The organism is Carnobacterium funditum DSM 5970, from assembly GCF_000744185.1.
GTDB classification, from domain to species: domain Bacteria; phylum Bacillota; class Bacilli; order Lactobacillales; family Carnobacteriaceae; genus Carnobacterium_A; species Carnobacterium_A funditum.
Genome location: NZ_JQLL01000001.1, coordinates 25,056 through 42,206 on the forward strand (window position 1 = coordinate 25,056; position 17,151 = coordinate 42,206).

15 protein-coding genes, 1 pseudogene and 1 riboswitch are annotated in these 17,151 nt (G+C 34.7%); of the genes and pseudogenes, 14 read left to right on the forward strand and 2 right to left on the reverse strand.

The window, feature by feature from the left end; genetic code table 11:
* The first annotated feature begins 73 nt into the window (after positions 1 to 73).
* Genes ribD through BR44_RS00130 form a run of 5 tightly spaced genes read left to right on the forward strand, consistent with a single transcriptional unit; the run spans position 74 to position 4,240 of the window.
* Entirely contained in the window at positions 74 to 1,162 is a 1,089-nt protein-coding gene (gene ribD / locus BR44_RS00110; RefSeq protein WP_034552724.1) for a bifunctional diaminohydroxyphosphoribosylaminopyrimidine deaminase/5-amino-6-(5-phosphoribosylamino)uracil reductase RibD, read from the forward strand.
* A gap of 27 nt (positions 1,163 to 1,189) precedes the next feature.
* Positions 1,190 to 1,843: a riboflavin synthase gene (locus BR44_RS00115; RefSeq protein WP_034549528.1), complete on the forward strand. Its 654-nt coding sequence runs from the start codon at positions 1,190 to 1,192 to the stop codon at positions 1,841 to 1,843.
* 18 nt (positions 1,844 to 1,861) lie between these two features.
* Positions 1,862 to 3,055, forward strand: coding sequence for a bifunctional 3,4-dihydroxy-2-butanone-4-phosphate synthase/GTP cyclohydrolase II (locus BR44_RS00120; RefSeq protein WP_034549529.1), 1,194 nt, complete (start codon positions 1,862 to 1,864; stop codon positions 3,053 to 3,055).
* Between the two features lie 48 nt (positions 3,056 to 3,103).
* On the forward strand, positions 3,104 to 3,565 hold the full coding sequence (gene ribH / locus BR44_RS00125; protein WP_034549530.1) for a 6,7-dimethyl-8-ribityllumazine synthase: 462 nt from the start codon (positions 3,104 to 3,106) through the stop codon (positions 3,563 to 3,565).
* Between the two features lie 9 nt (positions 3,566 to 3,574).
* On the forward strand, positions 3,575 to 4,240 hold the full coding sequence (locus BR44_RS00130) for an HAD family hydrolase (RefSeq protein ID WP_034549531.1): 666 nt from the start codon (positions 3,575 to 3,577) through the stop codon (positions 4,238 to 4,240).
* Between the two features lie 41 nt (positions 4,241 to 4,281).
* Here BR44_RS00130 and BR44_RS00135 read toward each other — a convergent pair whose 3' ends face one another.
* Both BR44_RS00135 and BR44_RS12115 read right to left on the reverse strand, forming a co-directional pair.
* Positions 4,282 to 5,250 (reverse strand): Gfo/Idh/MocA family protein, encoded by a 969-nt coding sequence (locus BR44_RS00135; protein WP_034549532.1) that lies wholly within the window; start codon positions 5,248 to 5,250, stop codon positions 4,282 to 4,284.
* A 140-nt stretch (positions 5,251 to 5,390) separates the two neighbouring features.
* A pseudogene (locus BR44_RS12115) lies at positions 5,391 to 5,660 on the reverse strand (hypothetical protein); the annotation flags it as partial.
* Between the two features lie 351 nt (positions 5,661 to 6,011).
* Between BR44_RS12115 and BR44_RS00140 the strand changes: the two are divergent.
* From BR44_RS00140 to BR44_RS00180, 9 genes are all read left to right on the forward strand, one after another.
* Positions 6,012 to 6,587 carry a TetR/AcrR family transcriptional regulator gene (locus tag BR44_RS00140; RefSeq protein WP_034549533.1) on the forward strand — a complete coding sequence of 192 codons (576 nt, stop codon included), beginning with the start codon at positions 6,012 to 6,014 and terminating at the stop codon, positions 6,585 to 6,587.
* Positions 6,588 to 8,285 (forward strand): SulP family inorganic anion transporter, encoded by a 1,698-nt coding sequence (locus BR44_RS00145; protein ID WP_034549534.1) that lies wholly within the window; start codon positions 6,588 to 6,590, stop codon positions 8,283 to 8,285.
* 515 nt (positions 8,286 to 8,800) lie between these two features.
* Complete coding sequence (locus BR44_RS00150) at positions 8,801 to 9,328, forward strand: hypothetical protein (RefSeq protein WP_034549536.1); 528 nt, start codon at positions 8,801 to 8,803, stop codon at positions 9,326 to 9,328.
* A 235-nt stretch (positions 9,329 to 9,563) separates the two neighbouring features.
* Positions 9,564 to 10,373, forward strand: a complete 810-nt coding sequence (locus tag BR44_RS00155; RefSeq protein WP_034549538.1) for a M15 family metallopeptidase — start codon at positions 9,564 to 9,566, stop codon at positions 10,371 to 10,373.
* A 181-nt stretch (positions 10,374 to 10,554) separates the two neighbouring features.
* Positions 10,555 to 11,073, forward strand: a complete 519-nt coding sequence (locus BR44_RS00160; protein WP_245592899.1) for a glycoside hydrolase family 73 protein — start codon at positions 10,555 to 10,557, stop codon at positions 11,071 to 11,073.
* A 377-nt stretch (positions 11,074 to 11,450) separates the two neighbouring features.
* Positions 11,451 to 12,158 (forward strand): beta/alpha barrel domain-containing protein, encoded by a 708-nt coding sequence (locus BR44_RS00165; protein WP_034549541.1) that lies wholly within the window; start codon positions 11,451 to 11,453, stop codon positions 12,156 to 12,158.
* Positions 12,159 to 12,345: 187 nt separating this feature from the next.
* Positions 12,346 to 14,397: a penicillin-binding protein PBP4(5) gene (gene pbp4, locus BR44_RS00170; RefSeq protein ID WP_051912400.1), complete on the forward strand. Its 2,052-nt coding sequence runs from the start codon at positions 12,346 to 12,348 to the stop codon at positions 14,395 to 14,397.
* Between the two features lie 404 nt (positions 14,398 to 14,801).
* Entirely contained in the window at positions 14,802 to 16,127 is a 1,326-nt protein-coding gene (locus BR44_RS00175) for a hemolysin family protein (protein WP_034549543.1), read from the forward strand.
* A 189-nt stretch (positions 16,128 to 16,316) separates the two neighbouring features.
* A riboswitch (purine riboswitch) is annotated at positions 16,317 to 16,415 on the forward strand.
* A gap of 147 nt (positions 16,416 to 16,562) precedes the next feature.
* Entirely contained in the window at positions 16,563 to 17,150 is a 588-nt protein-coding gene (locus BR44_RS00180; protein ID WP_034552730.1) for a xanthine phosphoribosyltransferase, read from the forward strand.
* Position 17,151 lies beyond the last annotated feature (1 nt).

Sequence of the window (17,151 nt, forward strand, 5' to 3'; positions counted from 1 at the left end):
AAACGACAAAACCCTGAGGAAAAATTCCTTGGGTTTTTTATTTTTGATTTTATTTTTGAATGGAGTGAGAACAGTGGATGAATTTTATATGAGGATGGCATTAGAGTTAGCAAGAAAAGGCAAAGGGTGGACGGCACCAAATCCTTTAGTGGGTGCTGTGATTGTTAAAGCTGGAAGAGTTATTGGACAAGGATACCACGAGGAATATGGTCAACCACACGCAGAAGTAAAGGCTATTGCATCAGCAAGCGAATGCGTTTCAGGGGCAACTTTATATGTCACATTAGAACCCTGTTCACATTTTGGTAAAACCCCTCCCTGTTCTGACTTATTAATAGAAAAAAACATCAAACGAGTCGTTATTGGAATAACCGATCCAAATCCATTAGTTGCTGGAAAAGGAATTGAAAGGCTACGTAACAACGGCATTGAAGTTATTACCGGTGTGTTAGAAGTAGAAATCCAACAATTGAATGAGGTTTTTATAAAATACATTGTCACTAAAGAACCTTTTGTGGTGATGAAGAGTGCGATGTCACTAGACGGCAAAACGGCGACAGTAACGGGTGAATCTCAGTGGATTTCTAGTAGAACAGCTAGAGAACAGGTTCATGGCTTACGACATGAATTAGCTGGAATTATGGTAGGCATTGAAACCATCATCAGAGATAACCCACAATTAACTTCTAGAACGCCAAATAGCAAAAATCCTATTAGAATTGTTGTGGATAGTCAACTAAGAATTCCAATGGTATCTACTGTTTTACATTATCAGGATAAAGCTAAAACAATTATCGCAACGACTAAAAGAGCTAGTAGAGAAAAACTGAAAACGTTAAAGAAAATGGGTATTGAAGTTATTGTGACCAAAGAGCAATTTGGAAGAGTTAATTTGCGTGAATTAATGAGGAGATTAGGCGCTAGGGGTATCGATAGTATTCTATTAGAAGGTGGAGCTACTTTGAATTTTTCAGCTTTAAAAGAAGGCATTGTCGACAAAGTACAAGTCTATATTTCACCAAAAATCATCGGAGGAAAAAATGCTAAAACTGCTGTTGAAGGAGAAGGCGTTTTGTCGTTAAAAAGTGCTTTTCAAATAAAGCGACTAAAAACGGTGATGGTAGGTGAGGATCTTTTTGTAGAAGGATATATTGATAAATAAAGAAAAGCAATCGATCGGAGGGAATAGATGTTTACTGGAATTATTGAAGAGATAGGAACAATCAAATCAATCAAAAAAGGTGAAAAGAGTTCAGTTCTTAAAATAAAAGGTCAAAAAGTGTTGCAAGGAACACGTATTGGAGATAGTATCTCGACTAATGGAATTTGTTTGACAGTGACGAAAATAGAAAAAGATTCTTTTGAAGCAGACGTTATGTCGGAGTCTTTGAAAAGGACGAATATTGGGGAATTGATTTCTGGAAGCTACGTTAATTTAGAACGGGCACTAAGCCTTGAGACACGTCTTGGTGGGCATATTGTCAATGGTCACATTGATGGAATAGGAAAGATAAAGGAATTCAGGCGTGATGATAATGCCGTTTGGATTACGGTTGAAACAACTCTTGATTTATTAAGGTACATTATTGAAAAAGGTTCGATAGCTATTGATGGCGTTAGTTTGACAGTCGTGACTGTGGACGACCAGTCTTTCCAAGTCTCAATTATTCCGCACACGGGTGAAGAAACGGGACTTTTATCTAAGCAACCCGGAGATACTGTAAATCTTGAATGCGATATGATTGGAAAATATGTCGAGAAGCTATTAAGACTCGATTCGAAAGAGCGGACTCAAGAGAATCATGTAACGCAAGGATTTTTAAAAGAGAATGGGTTCTTTTAGACCAGAATGGGGTAGAGCATGTTTAATACAATTGAAGAATTATTGACTGATTTGAGAGCTGGAAAAAATATTTTATTAATAGATGATGAAGATAGAGAAAACGAAGGAGATATTATTTGCGCTGCTGAATTCGCTACTACAGATAATGTGAATTTTATGGCTAGCCATGCCAAAGGCTTAATTTGTATGCCGATGACTAAAGCCTATACCAAGAAGTTACTATTGCCACAAATGATTCAAGACAATACAGATAATCACAAAACAGCTTTTACCGTTTCGGTGGATTATGTAGATACAACAACTGGGATTTCGGCGGCGGAAAGGTCATTGACGGCAATGACATTAGTTTCTGATGATGCAAAACCAGCAGACTTTAGAAGGCCGGGTCATATGTTCCCGTTAGAAGCAGTTGATGGAGGAGTTTTAGCCAGAAATGGGCATACAGAAGCTACCGTTGATTTAATGCGTTTAGCAGGCTTAAAACCGGTTGGATTATGTTGCGAAATCATAAAAGAGGACGGAACGATGGCCAGGAGAAATGATTTATTGGATTTGGCCAAAGAGCATAAGTTGAAAATAGGGACAATTGCTGATTTGATTGAATACCGTAAAACCAAAGAACAGGTTATCTTTAGACAATCTAAAGCATTCTTACCAACCAAATATGGCGATTTTGAGATTTATGCTTATGAACATGCTATCACTGGAGAACACCATGTCGCTTTAATTATGGGAGAGATTAGTGATGGAAAACCAGTATTGTGTCGTATCCATTCTGAATGCTTGACAGGTGATGTATTTGGTTCTAAGAAATGCGACTGTGGTCAACAACTGGATACAGCAATGAAACAGATTTCTGACGAAGGTCGTGGTATTTTATTGTACATGCGTCAAGAAGGTCGTGGCATCGGTCTAGTTAATAAAATAAGAGCCTACGCTCTTCAAGATCAAGGACACAACACCATTGAAGCTAATTTAGCACTTGGCTTTCCAGCAGATTTACGGGAGTACTATGAATGCAAACAAATTTTTGATGATTTGGGTGTTTCTCAACTACGTCTAATGACCAATAATCCACTGAAAGTGGAAAGCATGAATAAATATGGTTTAAATATCGTGGAAAGAATTTCACTTCAAATGGAGCCTTATATGGAAGACAAGGCCTATCTAAAAACTAAGCAAGAAGAAATGAAGCATTATTTAAACTACTAAGGCAAGAATCTGTTTATTATCAAAAAAGAAGAAAATGGAGGAATTAAAATGAACGTATTCGAAGGACAATTAATTGCAAAAGATTTAAAAGTTGGTATTGTAATTGCACGCTTTAATGAATTTATTGGATCAAAATTATTAAGTGGAGCAGTGGATGGCTTGAAAAGACACGGAATGTTAGAAGAGGAAATTACTATTGCGTGGGTACCAGGTGCTTATGAAATTCCGTTAGTTGCACAAAAAATGGCGAATTCAGGGAATTATGATGCGATTATTACGTTAGGTGCTGTAATCAAAGGAGCTACATCACATTACGATTATGTGTGTTCAGAAGTTTCAAAAGGTGTGGCTACGGCATCAATGAATACAGGTTTACCAATAATATTTGGTGTTTTAACAACAGACAATATTGAGCAAGCAATTGAACGCGCGGGTACCAAATCTGGGAATAAAGGATATGAAGCAGCAGTTTCAGCCATTGAGATGGCTAACCTACTGAAAGTCATGTAAGGTCTAGTTATGGATAAATCAAGATTAAAGAATAGTCGAACTATTATTTTTGATTACGACGGCACTTTACATGATAGTACGCTAAATTATATTACCGCCTTTAAAAAAGCTTATAATTATTTGATGGAAAATCAAAAAGCTGTCCCAAAAGACTGGCAAGATGAGGAAATCACTAAGTGGTTAGGCTATAACAGTGAAGAGATGTGGAAAAACTTTATGCCAGATTTGTCTAAAGAATACCAGATTGCAGCTTCAAAAATAATAGGAAAAATACTATTAGAAAAAGTTCTCTCAAAAGAAGCGATACTTTATCCAGAAGCACTAAAAACGTTAACTTACTTAAAAGGTAAGGGATATAAGCTTATCTTTTTAAGTAATTGTAGCCAGACATACATGAAAGCACATCAGCAGACTTTTCAATTGACTCGTTACTTTGATGAAATGTACTGTACAGAACAAGTTGGTTTTATTCCCAAACACAGGATATTTCCCTTAGTTAAAAGTCAGTACCAAGAAGAATGTCTGATTGTTGGTGATCGCATCCATGATTTAGAGATTGGCCACTATCATAATTTGGTTACCATAGGTTGCAATTATGGATTCGGAACAGAAGAAGAAATGCAAAAATCAGATATAAGAATAAATTGTATCCGAGAGCTACAAGAAATTCTATAGAAAGAAATCCGGCTACTTTTATAAGTAGACCGGATTTTTTTCTATTCAAAGTCGAAATTTAAGTCCCATTTTTCTCTGAGAGTATCCATTATTTCCATCACATCATGGGTTAAGTTAAGTGAACTCGTATCATTTTTAGTCCGCACGATTTCGTTGAAGTGACAAATTTCGTAAGTCAAAGCTTGGGATTTATCTCCAGCTTGAATGCGTTCAACAGACCCATCAGGATGTGTAAACGTCGCTTCATCAGCTCTTGGGAAATCAGTTACAGTGAAATACCCTTTTTCAAAAGCCACCACGCCTTGCTTAGGCATTTTTGCTCTAAAGGTAATGGCGATTGTAGCCATTTCATTCTCATCATTCTTTAAGATTATTCCAGCTTCTTCATCGACTCCAGTTTCAAAAAAGTTAACAGTCGTTAGAACTTCTTTAGGCTGGCTGGATAAAAAGAAACGAGCGAAAGATAAGGCATATGTTCCAATGTCTAATAACGCACCGCCAGCAATGTCCTTATTAAAGAATCGGTTCAATGGGTCGGCTTCTTTTAAACTACCAAAAGAAACTTGAATCATTTTTAATTTACCAAGTGCACCATCAGCTGTTCTTTTTTTAAGTTCTTGATAAAGTGGCATATGATAAATAGTCATTGCTTCAGCCAAAACTAACTCTTTTTCTTTGGCAAGTTTCATAGCAGCATCTAATTGTTTGGTGTTCATCACTATCGCTTTTTCGCAAAGTACATGCTTGCCATGTGCTAAACTTTTCATAATAAGGTCTGCATGATGACTGTGTGGCGTAGCGATATAAACCACATTTATAGAAGGATCATTTAATAAGTCATCATAGCTGCCATATGCTTTTTCGATTCCATGGTCTTTTGCAAATTGTTCAGCTTTTTCAATTGAACGAGAACCAACGGCATAAATTTTTGCATCTTTTGCAGTAAAGGCTACAGTAAAACTTGTTGCAATTGAACCTAATCCTAAAATACCCCAGTTTAATTCTTTCATTTTACTCCTCCTAAAGTTTATAAATATTACCAGAACGCAGTTCTACTCTTAGAAAATCTTCTGTTAAGCCTTCCCAGGCAACCATTTGATGATAGCCATTCGTTTAATACTAGGCATTATAATATTTGTGTCTTCTTAGCTTAGTCAATCCCATAACCGAGACATTGAGGGCTGAAAAGCAACTGTTCTTTATCTGAAACACTTTGAAAAATTGAATTGTTAGATAATATGTCCGATGAAGAATCTGTTTTATAACCTACAATCAATTGGAATAAGAAGTGTTCAATGATTGAATGATTCTCCTGCTTGTAAAAAAGACGATGGTCTTTGATAGTATGATTTTCTTTCAGTACCTTTGTAAAATTAAGTGTGCACATAAACTTTTTAGCTAAGATTAAACCAGAGTCAGTTGAAAGAGCACCACTATTATTTTAAAGCGAGATAATAGAATGGAAATTCAAGCCAGCTCATGAAATGTAGCCATTGAAAGAACCTCTTTCATGGTTTAGTTTAGGCACTTTAACTATAACAGATTGAGATTCTTTTTGTACACGTAAAGGGTATTTATCGAATAAGTGAAAAAACACGGTTGTAGCAAGGGTGATAATAGCTAGATACATTATACAGGAGTGTATAATAGTGTTAACTATTTAGCAACGTTCTAATCGAAGGATATTAAAATAACTTGATTTAAAATTAAAAGAGGTTTATGATTATATCACCTACCTAACGTAAGGTAGGGAAGTGGAGGGTTATATAAAATGGAAACAAAAATGAAAATTACAGATTCAGCATTTGAGTTATTTGCCAAAAAAGGGATAAGTTTCACGCTCACAGAAGTTGCTGAAGAGGTTGGTATTAAAAAAGCATCAATTTATGCACATTTTGAAAGCAAGGAAATTCTGCTGAAAGAAATAATTGAAAAAGAGCTTAAGGAATACTTTTTTGAAATAAACCAGGAAAATGATGATCTGAAGAAAATTTTTTTTGGCGTTTTAGATTACTATAACAACTCACATATTAAATTATTGTTTTGGAAAAGATTGCTCTTATTGCCACCAGACTCCATTGAGAATTCAATTATTGAAAGAGTCCATCAACTTTCGGAAGAGAGGTTTCAAACAGTAAAGAAGTTGATTATAGTTGAGATTGAAAAAGAAATTTTAATAAAAGATTCAGAAGAATCGATTTGTCTTATGTTTTTCTCGCTCATTCACGGATTGCTATCTAGTGAACTGATTTACCATCCGTATGATATTAGAGAACACTATGACAAGATTTGGAATCATTTTTGGCGTGGTATTAGTAATCCAAACGTTAATAAGCAGGAGGCATAAATGTTAAAACCAAAATTATTTTCAATATTAAAACATCGTGAGACAGAACTCACAAAAAATCAAGTAGTAAATGACATTACTGCTGGTATTATTGTGGCGGTAATAGCACTACCATTATCGGTTGCACTTGCAATTGCATCAGGCGTTGCACCTGAAAAAGGATTAATTACAGCTATAATAGCAGGTTTTCTTATCTCTTTTTTAGGCGGGAGTCGAGTTCAGATTGGTGGGCCAACGGGTGCATTTGTTATTATTGTCTATGGAATTGTAGCACAATATGGTATTGGTGGATTAACCGTAGCTACATTAATGGCAGGTAGTTTTATGGTTTTCTTTGGATTAATGAAGTTTGGTAGTGTGATTAAATATGTTCCCTATCCAATAACAACTGGTTTCACAAGCGGTATTGCTGTTGTTCTCTTGTCCACACAGGTCAAAGATTTTTTTGGATTATCCATACAAGATGTCCCTTCAGAATTCTTTGAAAAATGGAGAGTATATATAAGTCATTTTTCAACTATAAATATATCCACAACTTTGGTTGGAATAATTTCATTATTAATCATTGTTTTTTGGCCAAAAATCAATAAAAAAATACCGGGATCTCTAATAGCACTACTGGTTGTTACAATGGGCGTTAAACTATTAAATTTACCAGTAGAAACAATTGGTAGTCGATTTGGTGAGATATCGAATAGTATTAAATTTGTGGGGATTAAAGAGCTTAATATATCCTTACCACTGATCAAAGATTTGTTTAGACCGGCACTAACCATTGCATTTTTAGCAAGTATTGAATCGTTATTATCAGCAGTTGTTGCCGACGGAATGATAGGGAAAAAGCATAACTCCAATATGGAACTTGTCGCACTAGGCATTGCGAATATCGTATCTGCTCTTTTTGGAGGAATTCCAGCAACTGGAGCTATCGCAAGAACAGCAGCCAATGTTAAAAATGGTGGCCGCACACCAATTGCAGGAATAGTTCATGCATCTGTATTATTATTGATTATGCTTGTATTTATGCCTTTGGCAAAGTTGATACCGATGGCTACATTAGCAGCAATATTAATAATTGTTGCTTATAATATGAGCGAGTGGCGTTCATTCAAAGCACTATTAAGATCCACAAAAAGTGATACAGCTGTTCTGTTAGTCACATTTATTATGACAATTGCATTTGACTTAGTCATTGCAATCGAAATCGGAATGGTTATAGCGATGTTTCTATTTGTTCGAAGAATGTCAGAAAGTACCCAAGTATCAAATGTTAATCATAATTATTTAACTATATTCAGCGAAGATGATGAGGATGATTATGATGGAACAACAAGTTTTAATGATGGAACGCACATTGGATTAAATAATAAAATTATGGTATATGAGATTACTGGACCTTTATTTTTTGGAGCAGCCAATACATTTCTTGATATTATGAATGAAGTGGAGAATAACACAAATGTATTAATCCTAAAAATGAAAAATGTTCCTAATATGGACGCAACGGCATATAACTCATTAAAGCGGATTGAAAAAAGGTGCCGAGATCAAGAAATAATTTTATTGTTTGCTTGCGTCAATGAGCAGCCCTTAAAATTACTGGAAGCTTCAGGATTTTTTGCAAGTGTAAGTAAAGATAATTTTTTTGATTCAGTTAAGTCCGCAATTGATTATGCAGATGATTTGGTTATTCATTAAGAATACAGAAAATAAGTAGACCTAACTATTGATTAGCTTCTTCTATCACTTTTTGTGAAGAAGAAGCTTTTTAAGTTGCGCCCAGCATGAGCGCAAGCCTACTATTAAAATCTGGCATAAAGGGTTTGAGCGCTTTTTTCACTTCCGAAATCCAGAAATTATAGTTGAGAATACCCATCTAAGTGAAGAACTTTTTATGTTAGGAAATGTAGCCCATTCATAGTAAGCCAGTGATCTTTAATTTTGTAAATCCTGACTATAGCCCTATTAGATTGGGGTTCTTTTTGTACGCCCAAAGGGTATTTATCGAATAAGCGGAAAATGCTATTGCAGCAAGCTTGGTAATAGCTGTATAAATTGTTTAGGATTAATATTTTTTATCATCCTTTATATAGCAAGCCATAGAACGAAAATTAATGAAAAGCCTTACACTTTTGTTTTAAAGCTTTTACATGTAAAATAGGGGTAGCGCTTATTTTATTAATGAACGATATGAAGTGAGAGGAGAATTTATTATGCAAGAAGCACTTATTCAGATTGTTTTATACACAATAAAGGAAAACTATCGAGCAGAAAAAGATTTTTATTCAAGCCAATTATCTATTAATCAGGACAATTGGGACCGTTGGAAAAATGGTGAAATTAGCTTGAAACCAAAGGATGAACAGGTCATTATCAATTTATTTACGGATTATGAGTGGATGCTAGTCCAAAAAGTCATCAGAAACGCTACTTTTTTTCCTGAAGTAGAAGCTCATCCAGTTGAAGAATATTTAGGTATTAAATTTCACGTAGCAAAAAAATGGGTAAACAGTGGATCTGCAGAATTAGCTTTTCAGCAGGAAAACGAAAAGGAATCAAATGAAAAGCACTACAAGAAAAATAGTACTATTCTCAGAATTGATATGAACTATGATTTTTGGAGTTACAAAGATCGAATTGAATTAAGTTTACCTGGCATTATTCAACAGCAAATTGAGACTGAAAAACAAGACTTGTTAGAATGGTTTAAAGAAAATATCGAAGACCACTATACGATATAACAAAAAAATAACTAACTGATTTTATGAGGCTGGGGCAAAAAGTCCCAACCTTTTTTTGCTTATCTGAGTATTTAGTTGTTAAATAATTTTGGCCTATAAATCTGAAGTTAACCAACTATTTTTTGTGACGATTTTGTTAATAAGTGTTATTATGGAAGAGAATCAAAATTTCTGAGTTTTAATGAAAAAGAACGGTTTTTAAAATGGGAATAAAAAAGAATGGGGCATTTATGAAATGAAGCATAAAAAGATTTTGGCAAGTGTATTAATGTTGGGATTAATTAGTGGTTGTGGGATTATGGACCAAGCTTCACTAAGCGAATCTCAAGAAGCTGCAGAGACTAAGTCAACAACAGTAACGTCTTCTGTTGAACAATTGACGCCTGAAGAAGAGCAACAAATAAAAGAAAAAGAAGAACATCAAGCTATGTTGGATGAACTGCCCGGTGTGTCAGTTTCTGATTGGAATTTGCTTTTAGTTAATAATTCTCAACAAATTGATCGTACTCTAGACTTACCGTTAACGACTCTACCAAATGGTTATTTGATCGATGAACGGATAAAAGAGGACTATGAGAATTGGTTAGCAAAAGCATCTCAAGCAGGTTATGAAATGGTATTAGTCTCTAGTTATCGTTCAGTGGATTTGCAACAAAAAAATTATGATAACAGTATACAACGTTACCTCGATCAAAACTATACTCAAGAAGAAGCCGTTAAAATGACTAAAGATTATATCGCCATCCCAGGAGGCAGCGAACACCATACAGGATTAGCCGTTGATATGGTCGATTCAGATTGGCTAAAAACTGGAAAAGGCTTAATCCCTGAATACGATACCCAAGATTCACAACAGTGGCTATTAGATAATATGACAGATTACGGCTTCATCTTACGTTTTCCACAAGGTAAAGAGAAAGAAACGGGTATTCAGTATGAGTCATGGCATTTCCGCTATGTTGGTGTCGAAAATGCTAAGTATATTGAAAAATATAATTTGTCATTTGAAGAATACATTCAATTATTAAAAGAAGCTGGAAAATAGAAATAATAACAAGTAAATGGACTAAAAAGAAAGGCGTGACAAATTGGTTAAAAAAAAACCTCGAAAAAAATATAAATCTTCGAAATATAAAAAGAAAAAACGGGGCATATTTTGTTTATCACCTAGTTATATTTTGGTTAGTTTATTAGCTATTTGTTTAATTTTTTTTAGTGCAATCACTTTGTTAAGCTCAAATTATACATCAAATAATACTGGAATATTTACCAATAAAAGCAACAATAACGAACAACAATTTATTGTTCAAACAGCTGAATACGCTAAAAATTTAAAAGAAACATATGGAATTCTCCCAAGTATCAGTATTGCTCAAGCAATCTTAGAATCTGATTGGGGTAGAAGTGAACTATCAGTAAAAAATAATAACTTTTATGGCATTAAAGGTGATAATCCAAATAAGACAGTTATGATGAATACAAAAGAATTTGTGAATGGAGAATGGATTGAAATAAAAGCACCTTTTAGAAAATACGATAGTTGGCAAGAGTCAATGGACGAACACGCAAGACTAATCGTATATGGTACAACTTGGAATGCGAATCAATATTCTACTGTTTTAGCAGCAACTGAGTATAAAGAAGCAGCCTATGCTTTGGAAAAGAGTGGGTACGCAACCGATCCAGACTATCCCGTGAAATTAATTCGTTTAATTGAACAATACAACTTGCATCAATACGATTAAATTAATCGTATTGTTTTTTCTGAAAAGCTATTAAATGTCTATTATGAGGTTACTTTTCAGTTGTTTTTTTCACTCCTATACTGGCTTATTTCTATACTGAGGGGGCCCATTTGAAAAGAAAATTTTAAAACTTGTTTATTTTCGCGAGTATGTGCAACAAGCTAACCGGTATGGTCAAATCGGAATCATAGCAAAAAAGAAAAAAGGTTGAAAATAAAATCTATGATTGTTCACTCTAAAATATCGATTCTTGAATAGCGATAAACCTAGTTCAGTAAAAAATATTAGAACGATTCAGGTTCGATAAATTCTAGCTAACGTTTAAAGATTTAAGTAAAATAACGAGATAGGTTTGAAAACATTAGGAGGTTAGTTAAATGGAAGAATATGTTGGAGAAACGGCTCCCAAAATAACAACAGATTTAAGAAGAGATTATATTGAGGTACCAGAAATTATTCATAAAGTTAGCGGGATTGTCATAAATGGTAAGCGAATTCGTTCGTTGATTTTTACAACGGATATCGCTATTATTATGAATAACGATGCAGATGCTGTAATAGCCGTTTACCCATTCACCCCACATCCAGCTATTGTTAACGGTATCACAACAGCAGCAAGTATGCCTGTTGTTGCAGGAGTAGGTGGTGGTTTAACACACGGACACAGATCCGCTAATATTGCTTTATTTGCAGAAGCACACGGCTGTATCGGTGTAGTTTTAAATGCGCCAACACCTTTAAGTACAATTAAAGAAGTAAATGAAGTAGTAGATGTACCAATTATTTCAACAGTCGTTTCAGAATTTACAGATATACAAGAAAAATTAGATGCAGGAGTGGACATTGTAAATATCAGTGGAGCAGCGAACACACCTAACATAGTTAGAGAAATCCGGCGAAATTTTCCAAACCTACCAATCATCGCTACCGGCGGACCAACAATAGAAAGCATAAAAGCAACTATAGAAGCCGGAGCCAACGCTATTACCTACACTCCACCAAGTAACGGCGAACTATTTAGCAAAAAAATGAAACTATACCGTAAACATGAAAAACAAGATGCTGAGGACTCTGAACAGTCATGAAAGAAAAATAGGAAATGACAAAAAGGATACTTCTTATCCTCAAAGTCATTTATCATTTTTCAGAATGACTAGAGTATGCAGCTCGGGTACAAGCAGTCTAGTTCTTTGTTCATTTACAAAATCCGAAGCGTTCTGCCTAGCTGGATAAGTAAATACGAATTTGATCCAATTTGAGGAGGAATTGCTAGTGAAAGACACAAAACGCAATCAAAAAACCAAACGGCCATTATGGATGATGATTACTGCTATTATTTTGGTTAGTGCATTAATCATTGGTGGAGGAACAGGGTATTATTTTTGGTCAAAACAAAAAGATGAAAAAGCAGCACAGCAAACGGTCGATTCTTTTATCCATTCTTTAGAAAAACAAGATTATTCAGCGATGAGTAAATTAGTTTCAGAAAGTACATTAGAAAAAATCGGTTATACTAAAGATGATATGGAAAAACGCTATGAAACAATCTATGGGGGAATTGGTGCTTCTGATTTAAGCGTTTCTGATTTAAAAGTCTCATTAAATGAAGAAAAAAAACAATACGATGTTTTATACACAGTACAGATGACTACTTCCTTAGGGAAATTAGATAAACAATCTTTTGTTACAACTATGACTAAAGAAAAAGATGAGTATAAATTAAATTGGAATACCCAACTTATCTTTCCAGAGTTAGAACCAAATGACAAAATCAGTTTAACCACTACAATTGGAGAACGAGGAGATATACTTGCGACTGATGGATCTCCACTAGCAACAGAAGGAAAAGTTTGGGATGCTGGGCTTTACCCTGAAGCTTTGGGAGATGGAACAGATAAAGATAACAAGCTAAAAGTTATTGGTAATGAATTTGATGTTGCGGTTGAACAATTAGAAAATAAATTATCAGCTGAATGGGTTTTGCCTGAAAGCTTTGTTCCTTTTAAAATTGTAAAAGATGGAGATACCCCTGAGGTACCTGGGGTCCTTTATCAAGAAAAAACCATTCGAACTTACCCATTAAATGAAGCAGCTGCTCACCTAATCGGATATGTTGGAGAAGCGACCGCCGAAGATATTAAAAAAAATCCAACATTACAAGCGGGTGACGTTATTGGGAAAGCCGGTTTGGAGGCAACATTTAATGAAAGATTAAACGGCCAAAAAGGCGGAAGAATCGTCATTAATGATGAGACAGATGGATTAAAGAAAGTACTTCAAGAAACAGAAATTAAAAATGGGGAAGACATTACATTGACAATCAATGCAAAACTTCAAAAAGCTGCATACGAACAGTTAATAGATGAAAATAGTTCCGCAGTTTTTATGGATCCGAAAGATGGCAGATTATTGTCTTTAGTCAGCACACCTTCTTATGATGCAAACCTAATGACAATGGGCATTAGTACAGAAGAGTATCAAAAATATACTGATGATGTAAATAACCCTTTTCTTGCTCGTTTTGCAGCCGGATATGCTCCCGGTTCGACCTTTAAGACTATTACAGCAGCAATTGGATTAGACTCAGGTATAACAACAACAGATAAAATCCACAAAATTGATGGATTAAAATGGCAAAAAGATTCATCATGGGGAGACCATTTTATCGTGCGTGTTTCAGATACACCGCAAGTAAATTTAGAGTCAGCTTTAGTCTACTCTGACAATATCTACTTTGCTCAAGAAGCTTTGGAAATGGGGCGAAAAGTTTATGAAGAAGGACTATCTCAGTTTATTTTTGGAGAAAAGTTAAACTTACCCATTGCAATGAATCCAGCTCAAATTTCAAATGAAGGAACATTAGCTAAAGAAACGTTATTAGCAGATACAGCATACGGACAAGGTCAACTATTGATGAATCCCATTCAACAGGCTGTCTCGTTTTCTGTTTTTGCAAATGAAGGCAAACTGATTTATCCCAAATTAACGGCAGACCAAAAGACGACTGAACCTAAAATGGCCGTGACTGCTAAATCAGCGAATATAGTAAAAGATAACTTAATCAAAGTGGTAGAAAAACCTGAAGGAACAGCACACAGTCTAGCTTCACTAAACAAAAAGAATCTTGCAGCAAAAACAGGAACAGCCGAAACAACAGAATCAAAAGTAGAAGGTGAAGACGCAGAAACAAATGGCTTCCTACTAACATTTGATGCAGAAAATAACAGTTATCTAATGGTAGCGATGATAGAAGGCAAATCCAGTGGAGACGTCACAGCAACAATGAAACCCTTATTAGGAAATATCGAAGAACTAATAAAATAAGATGCTGAGCGCTCTGTCCAGACATGAAAGAAAAATAGGAAATGTCAAAGAGGAGGCTTTTTATCCTCAAAGACAGTTATCTTTTTTCCGAATGTCTAGAGCGTAAAGCTCAATTAAAATAAGATGCTGAGCGCTCTGCCCAGACATGAAAGAAAAATAGGAAATGTCAAAGAGGAGGCTTTTTATCCTCAAAGACAGTTATCTTTTTTCCGAATGTCTAGAGCGTAAAGCTCAATTAAAATAAGATGCTGAGCGCTCTGTCCAGACATGAAAGAAAAATAGGAAATAGTGTTTAAAATGCATTTTATGAAATAAGAAATTAAAAGTAAGTTGCTATGAGGTTTAAATTGTGGTATGTTTTGCCTAATCGAAAAACGTAACTATTAAAAAGGAGATCACGATTTATGAATCCAGACCCCGACAGTCAGTCGATGTTAGGACAAATTTTACTTATTATTGTTCTAACAGCTATCAACGCATTTTTTGCTTCAGCAGAAATGGCATTTGTATCTTTAAACCAAAGCAAAGTAAGAGAGAAAGCTGCCCAAGGTGATAAAAAATCAGCTGCAGTATTAAAATTATTGGCTAATTCAGATAACTTTCTTGCAACAATTCAGGTAGTCATTACACTAGCAGGATTTATTTCGAGTGCCTCAGCCGCAACAAGTTTTGCCTCACGTCTGGAACCTTTTTTAATTAGTATTCCAGGTGGGAAACAACTGGCAATCGTAGTGGTAACAGTAATTTTATCTTATATTACGCTTGTTTTTGGCGAGTTGTATCCTAAACAAGTTGCTTTACAAAAAGCAGAAGAAGTTGCTCGCTTTACAGCTGGACCCATTAGAATAGCACAAATGGTTTTCACGCCTTTTGTAAAATTACTCTCGTTATCAACGGATTTATTGAAACGAATGACACCAATAGATTTTTCTAAAAAAGAAGAAAAAATGACACGGGATGAATTTCGTTCTTATTTAGAAAATAGCCAAGCAAAAGGAGCTATTGATGTGGAACAATTTACCATGTTAAAAGGTGTTTTATCAATGGATACGAAAATGGCGAGAGAGATTATGGTACCTCGAACAGATACCTATATGATTGACTATGAGGATGGGAATGAAGAAAATATTCCATTGTTATTAGACTGCAGATTTTCACGTGTACCCGTTTATATGTCAGATAAAGATAATATTATTGGCATTGTTCATGTAAAAAATTTGTTGAAGGCTTCAAGAAAAACTAATTTAGACGATGTTGAAATTAAAGAATTATTGAATCCTCCATTATATGTGCCTGAAACTATTTTTATGGATGATTTATTATATGAACTAAAACGTACCCGAAACCAAATGGCTATTTTGAATGACGAATATGGTGGAGTGGTCGGAATAGCAACTTTAGAAGATTTACTAGAAGAGATTGTTGGGGACATTGATGATGAATATGATGAAACCTATAGCATGATTGAACCTATAAATGAAAATCGCTACCTAGTAGATGGTTCAACACCGCTTTCTAAATTCAATGAATTTTTTAATACAAATATAGAATCAAATGATGTTGACTCTATAGCCGGCTTTTTCATTATGGAATATGGAAGTATTCCTCATCATGGAGAAGAAGCTTTAGTGGAGTATGCAGACTATATCTTTACTTCTAATAAAATAGAAGGTTCAAGATTGGTAAACATATATGTTGATACTGTTCAACATGAAACAACGAATGATTAAACCAGCATAATTAGTTTAGAAGGTTGTTAAACTATAGTAGATATACTCGAAAAGAACGGTTTCTTATTCTTTTCGAGTGTTTTTTGTAAAAGGCGAACGAAAAAAGGATTTAGTTAAAAAAAATTCGTCATTATTGATAGTTTGATGAGAAAATCAAAAAAACTATTGACGTTTGAGATTAAAAAAAGTATATTCAACACTACATTAACTTATATAATGCCAAAATATGGTTGGCAAGTTTCTACCCAGTACCGTAAATTCTGGACTATAAGTAAAGAAATCAAAAAACGAACTGAATTCAATCGAATTTGGAGGTCTTTTTTTCTTTGCTTAGGTAAGAAACCGAGCAGAGTAAAAGAGACCTCTTTTTTGCTTTGTAAAAAGAAAAGAACTATTTTTATAAAAAAAGCTTACAAAAGGGAAGGTAGAATGAAGATGAAATTATTGGAAGAACGTATTTTAAAAGATGGAGTGGTTTTAGGTAAGGATGTTTTAAAAGTAGATAGTTTTTTAAACCATCAAATTGATCCTGTTTTAATGCAAGCAATGGGGGATGAATTTGCCCGCTATTTTTCCGATAAAGGCATCACAAAAATTTTAACGGTTGAAACTTCTGGTATAGCACCGTCTGTTTTCGCTGGCCTAGCTTTAGGAGTTCCAGTTGTCTTTGCTCGTAAACATAAAAGTTTGACGTTAACAGACAACTTGTATACGACCAGTGTTTATTCATTCACAAAGGATACAACAAATGAAATCGCGATTTCAAGAAATTATTTAGATTCAAATGACCATGTATTGTTAATTGATGATTTTTTAGCTAACGGACAAGCGGCAAAAGGATTGGTGGATATTTGCGAGCAAGCTGAAGCGTCTATTGCAGGTATTGGAATCGTTATTGAAAAATCATTCCAATCTGGGCGTAAAGACTTAGAAAAACTAGAATTTGATATCTTATCTCTAGCTCGTATTCGTGCTTTTGAAGACGGCGTAGTTAAATTCGTAGAAGAAGAGGGGAATAAATAAA

Bases quoted from the DNA above. Each gene is read 5' to 3' on its own strand.
- BR44_RS00115 (WP_034549528.1), top strand. From the start codon at position 1,190: ATGTTTACTGGAATTATTGAAGAGATAGGAACAATCAAATCAATCAAA.
- BR44_RS00120 (WP_034549529.1), top strand. From the start codon at position 1,862: ATGTTTAATACAATTGAAGAATTATTGACTGATTTGAGAGCTGGAAAA.
- ribH (WP_034549530.1), top strand. From the start codon at position 3,104: ATGAACGTATTCGAAGGACAATTAATTGCAAAAGATTTAAAAGTTGGT.
- BR44_RS00130 (WP_034549531.1), top strand. From the start codon at position 3,575: ATGGATAAATCAAGATTAAAGAATAGTCGAACTATTATTTTTGATTAC.
- BR44_RS00135 (WP_034549532.1), bottom strand. From the start codon at position 5,250: ATGAAAGAATTAAACTGGGGTATTTTAGGATTAGGTTCAATTGCAACA.
- BR44_RS00140 (WP_034549533.1), top strand. From the start codon at position 6,012: ATGGAAACAAAAATGAAAATTACAGATTCAGCATTTGAGTTATTTGCC.
- BR44_RS00145 (WP_034549534.1), top strand. From the start codon at position 6,588: ATGTTAAAACCAAAATTATTTTCAATATTAAAACATCGTGAGACAGAA.
- BR44_RS00150 (WP_034549536.1), top strand. From the start codon at position 8,801: ATGCAAGAAGCACTTATTCAGATTGTTTTATACACAATAAAGGAAAAC.
- BR44_RS00155 (WP_034549538.1), top strand. From the start codon at position 9,564: ATGAAGCATAAAAAGATTTTGGCAAGTGTATTAATGTTGGGATTAATT.
- BR44_RS00165 (WP_034549541.1), top strand. From the start codon at position 11,451: ATGGAAGAATATGTTGGAGAAACGGCTCCCAAAATAACAACAGATTTA.
- BR44_RS00175 (WP_034549543.1), top strand. From the start codon at position 14,802: ATGAATCCAGACCCCGACAGTCAGTCGATGTTAGGACAAATTTTACTT.
- BR44_RS00180 (WP_034552730.1), top strand. From the start codon at position 16,563: ATGAAATTATTGGAAGAACGTATTTTAAAAGATGGAGTGGTTTTAGGT.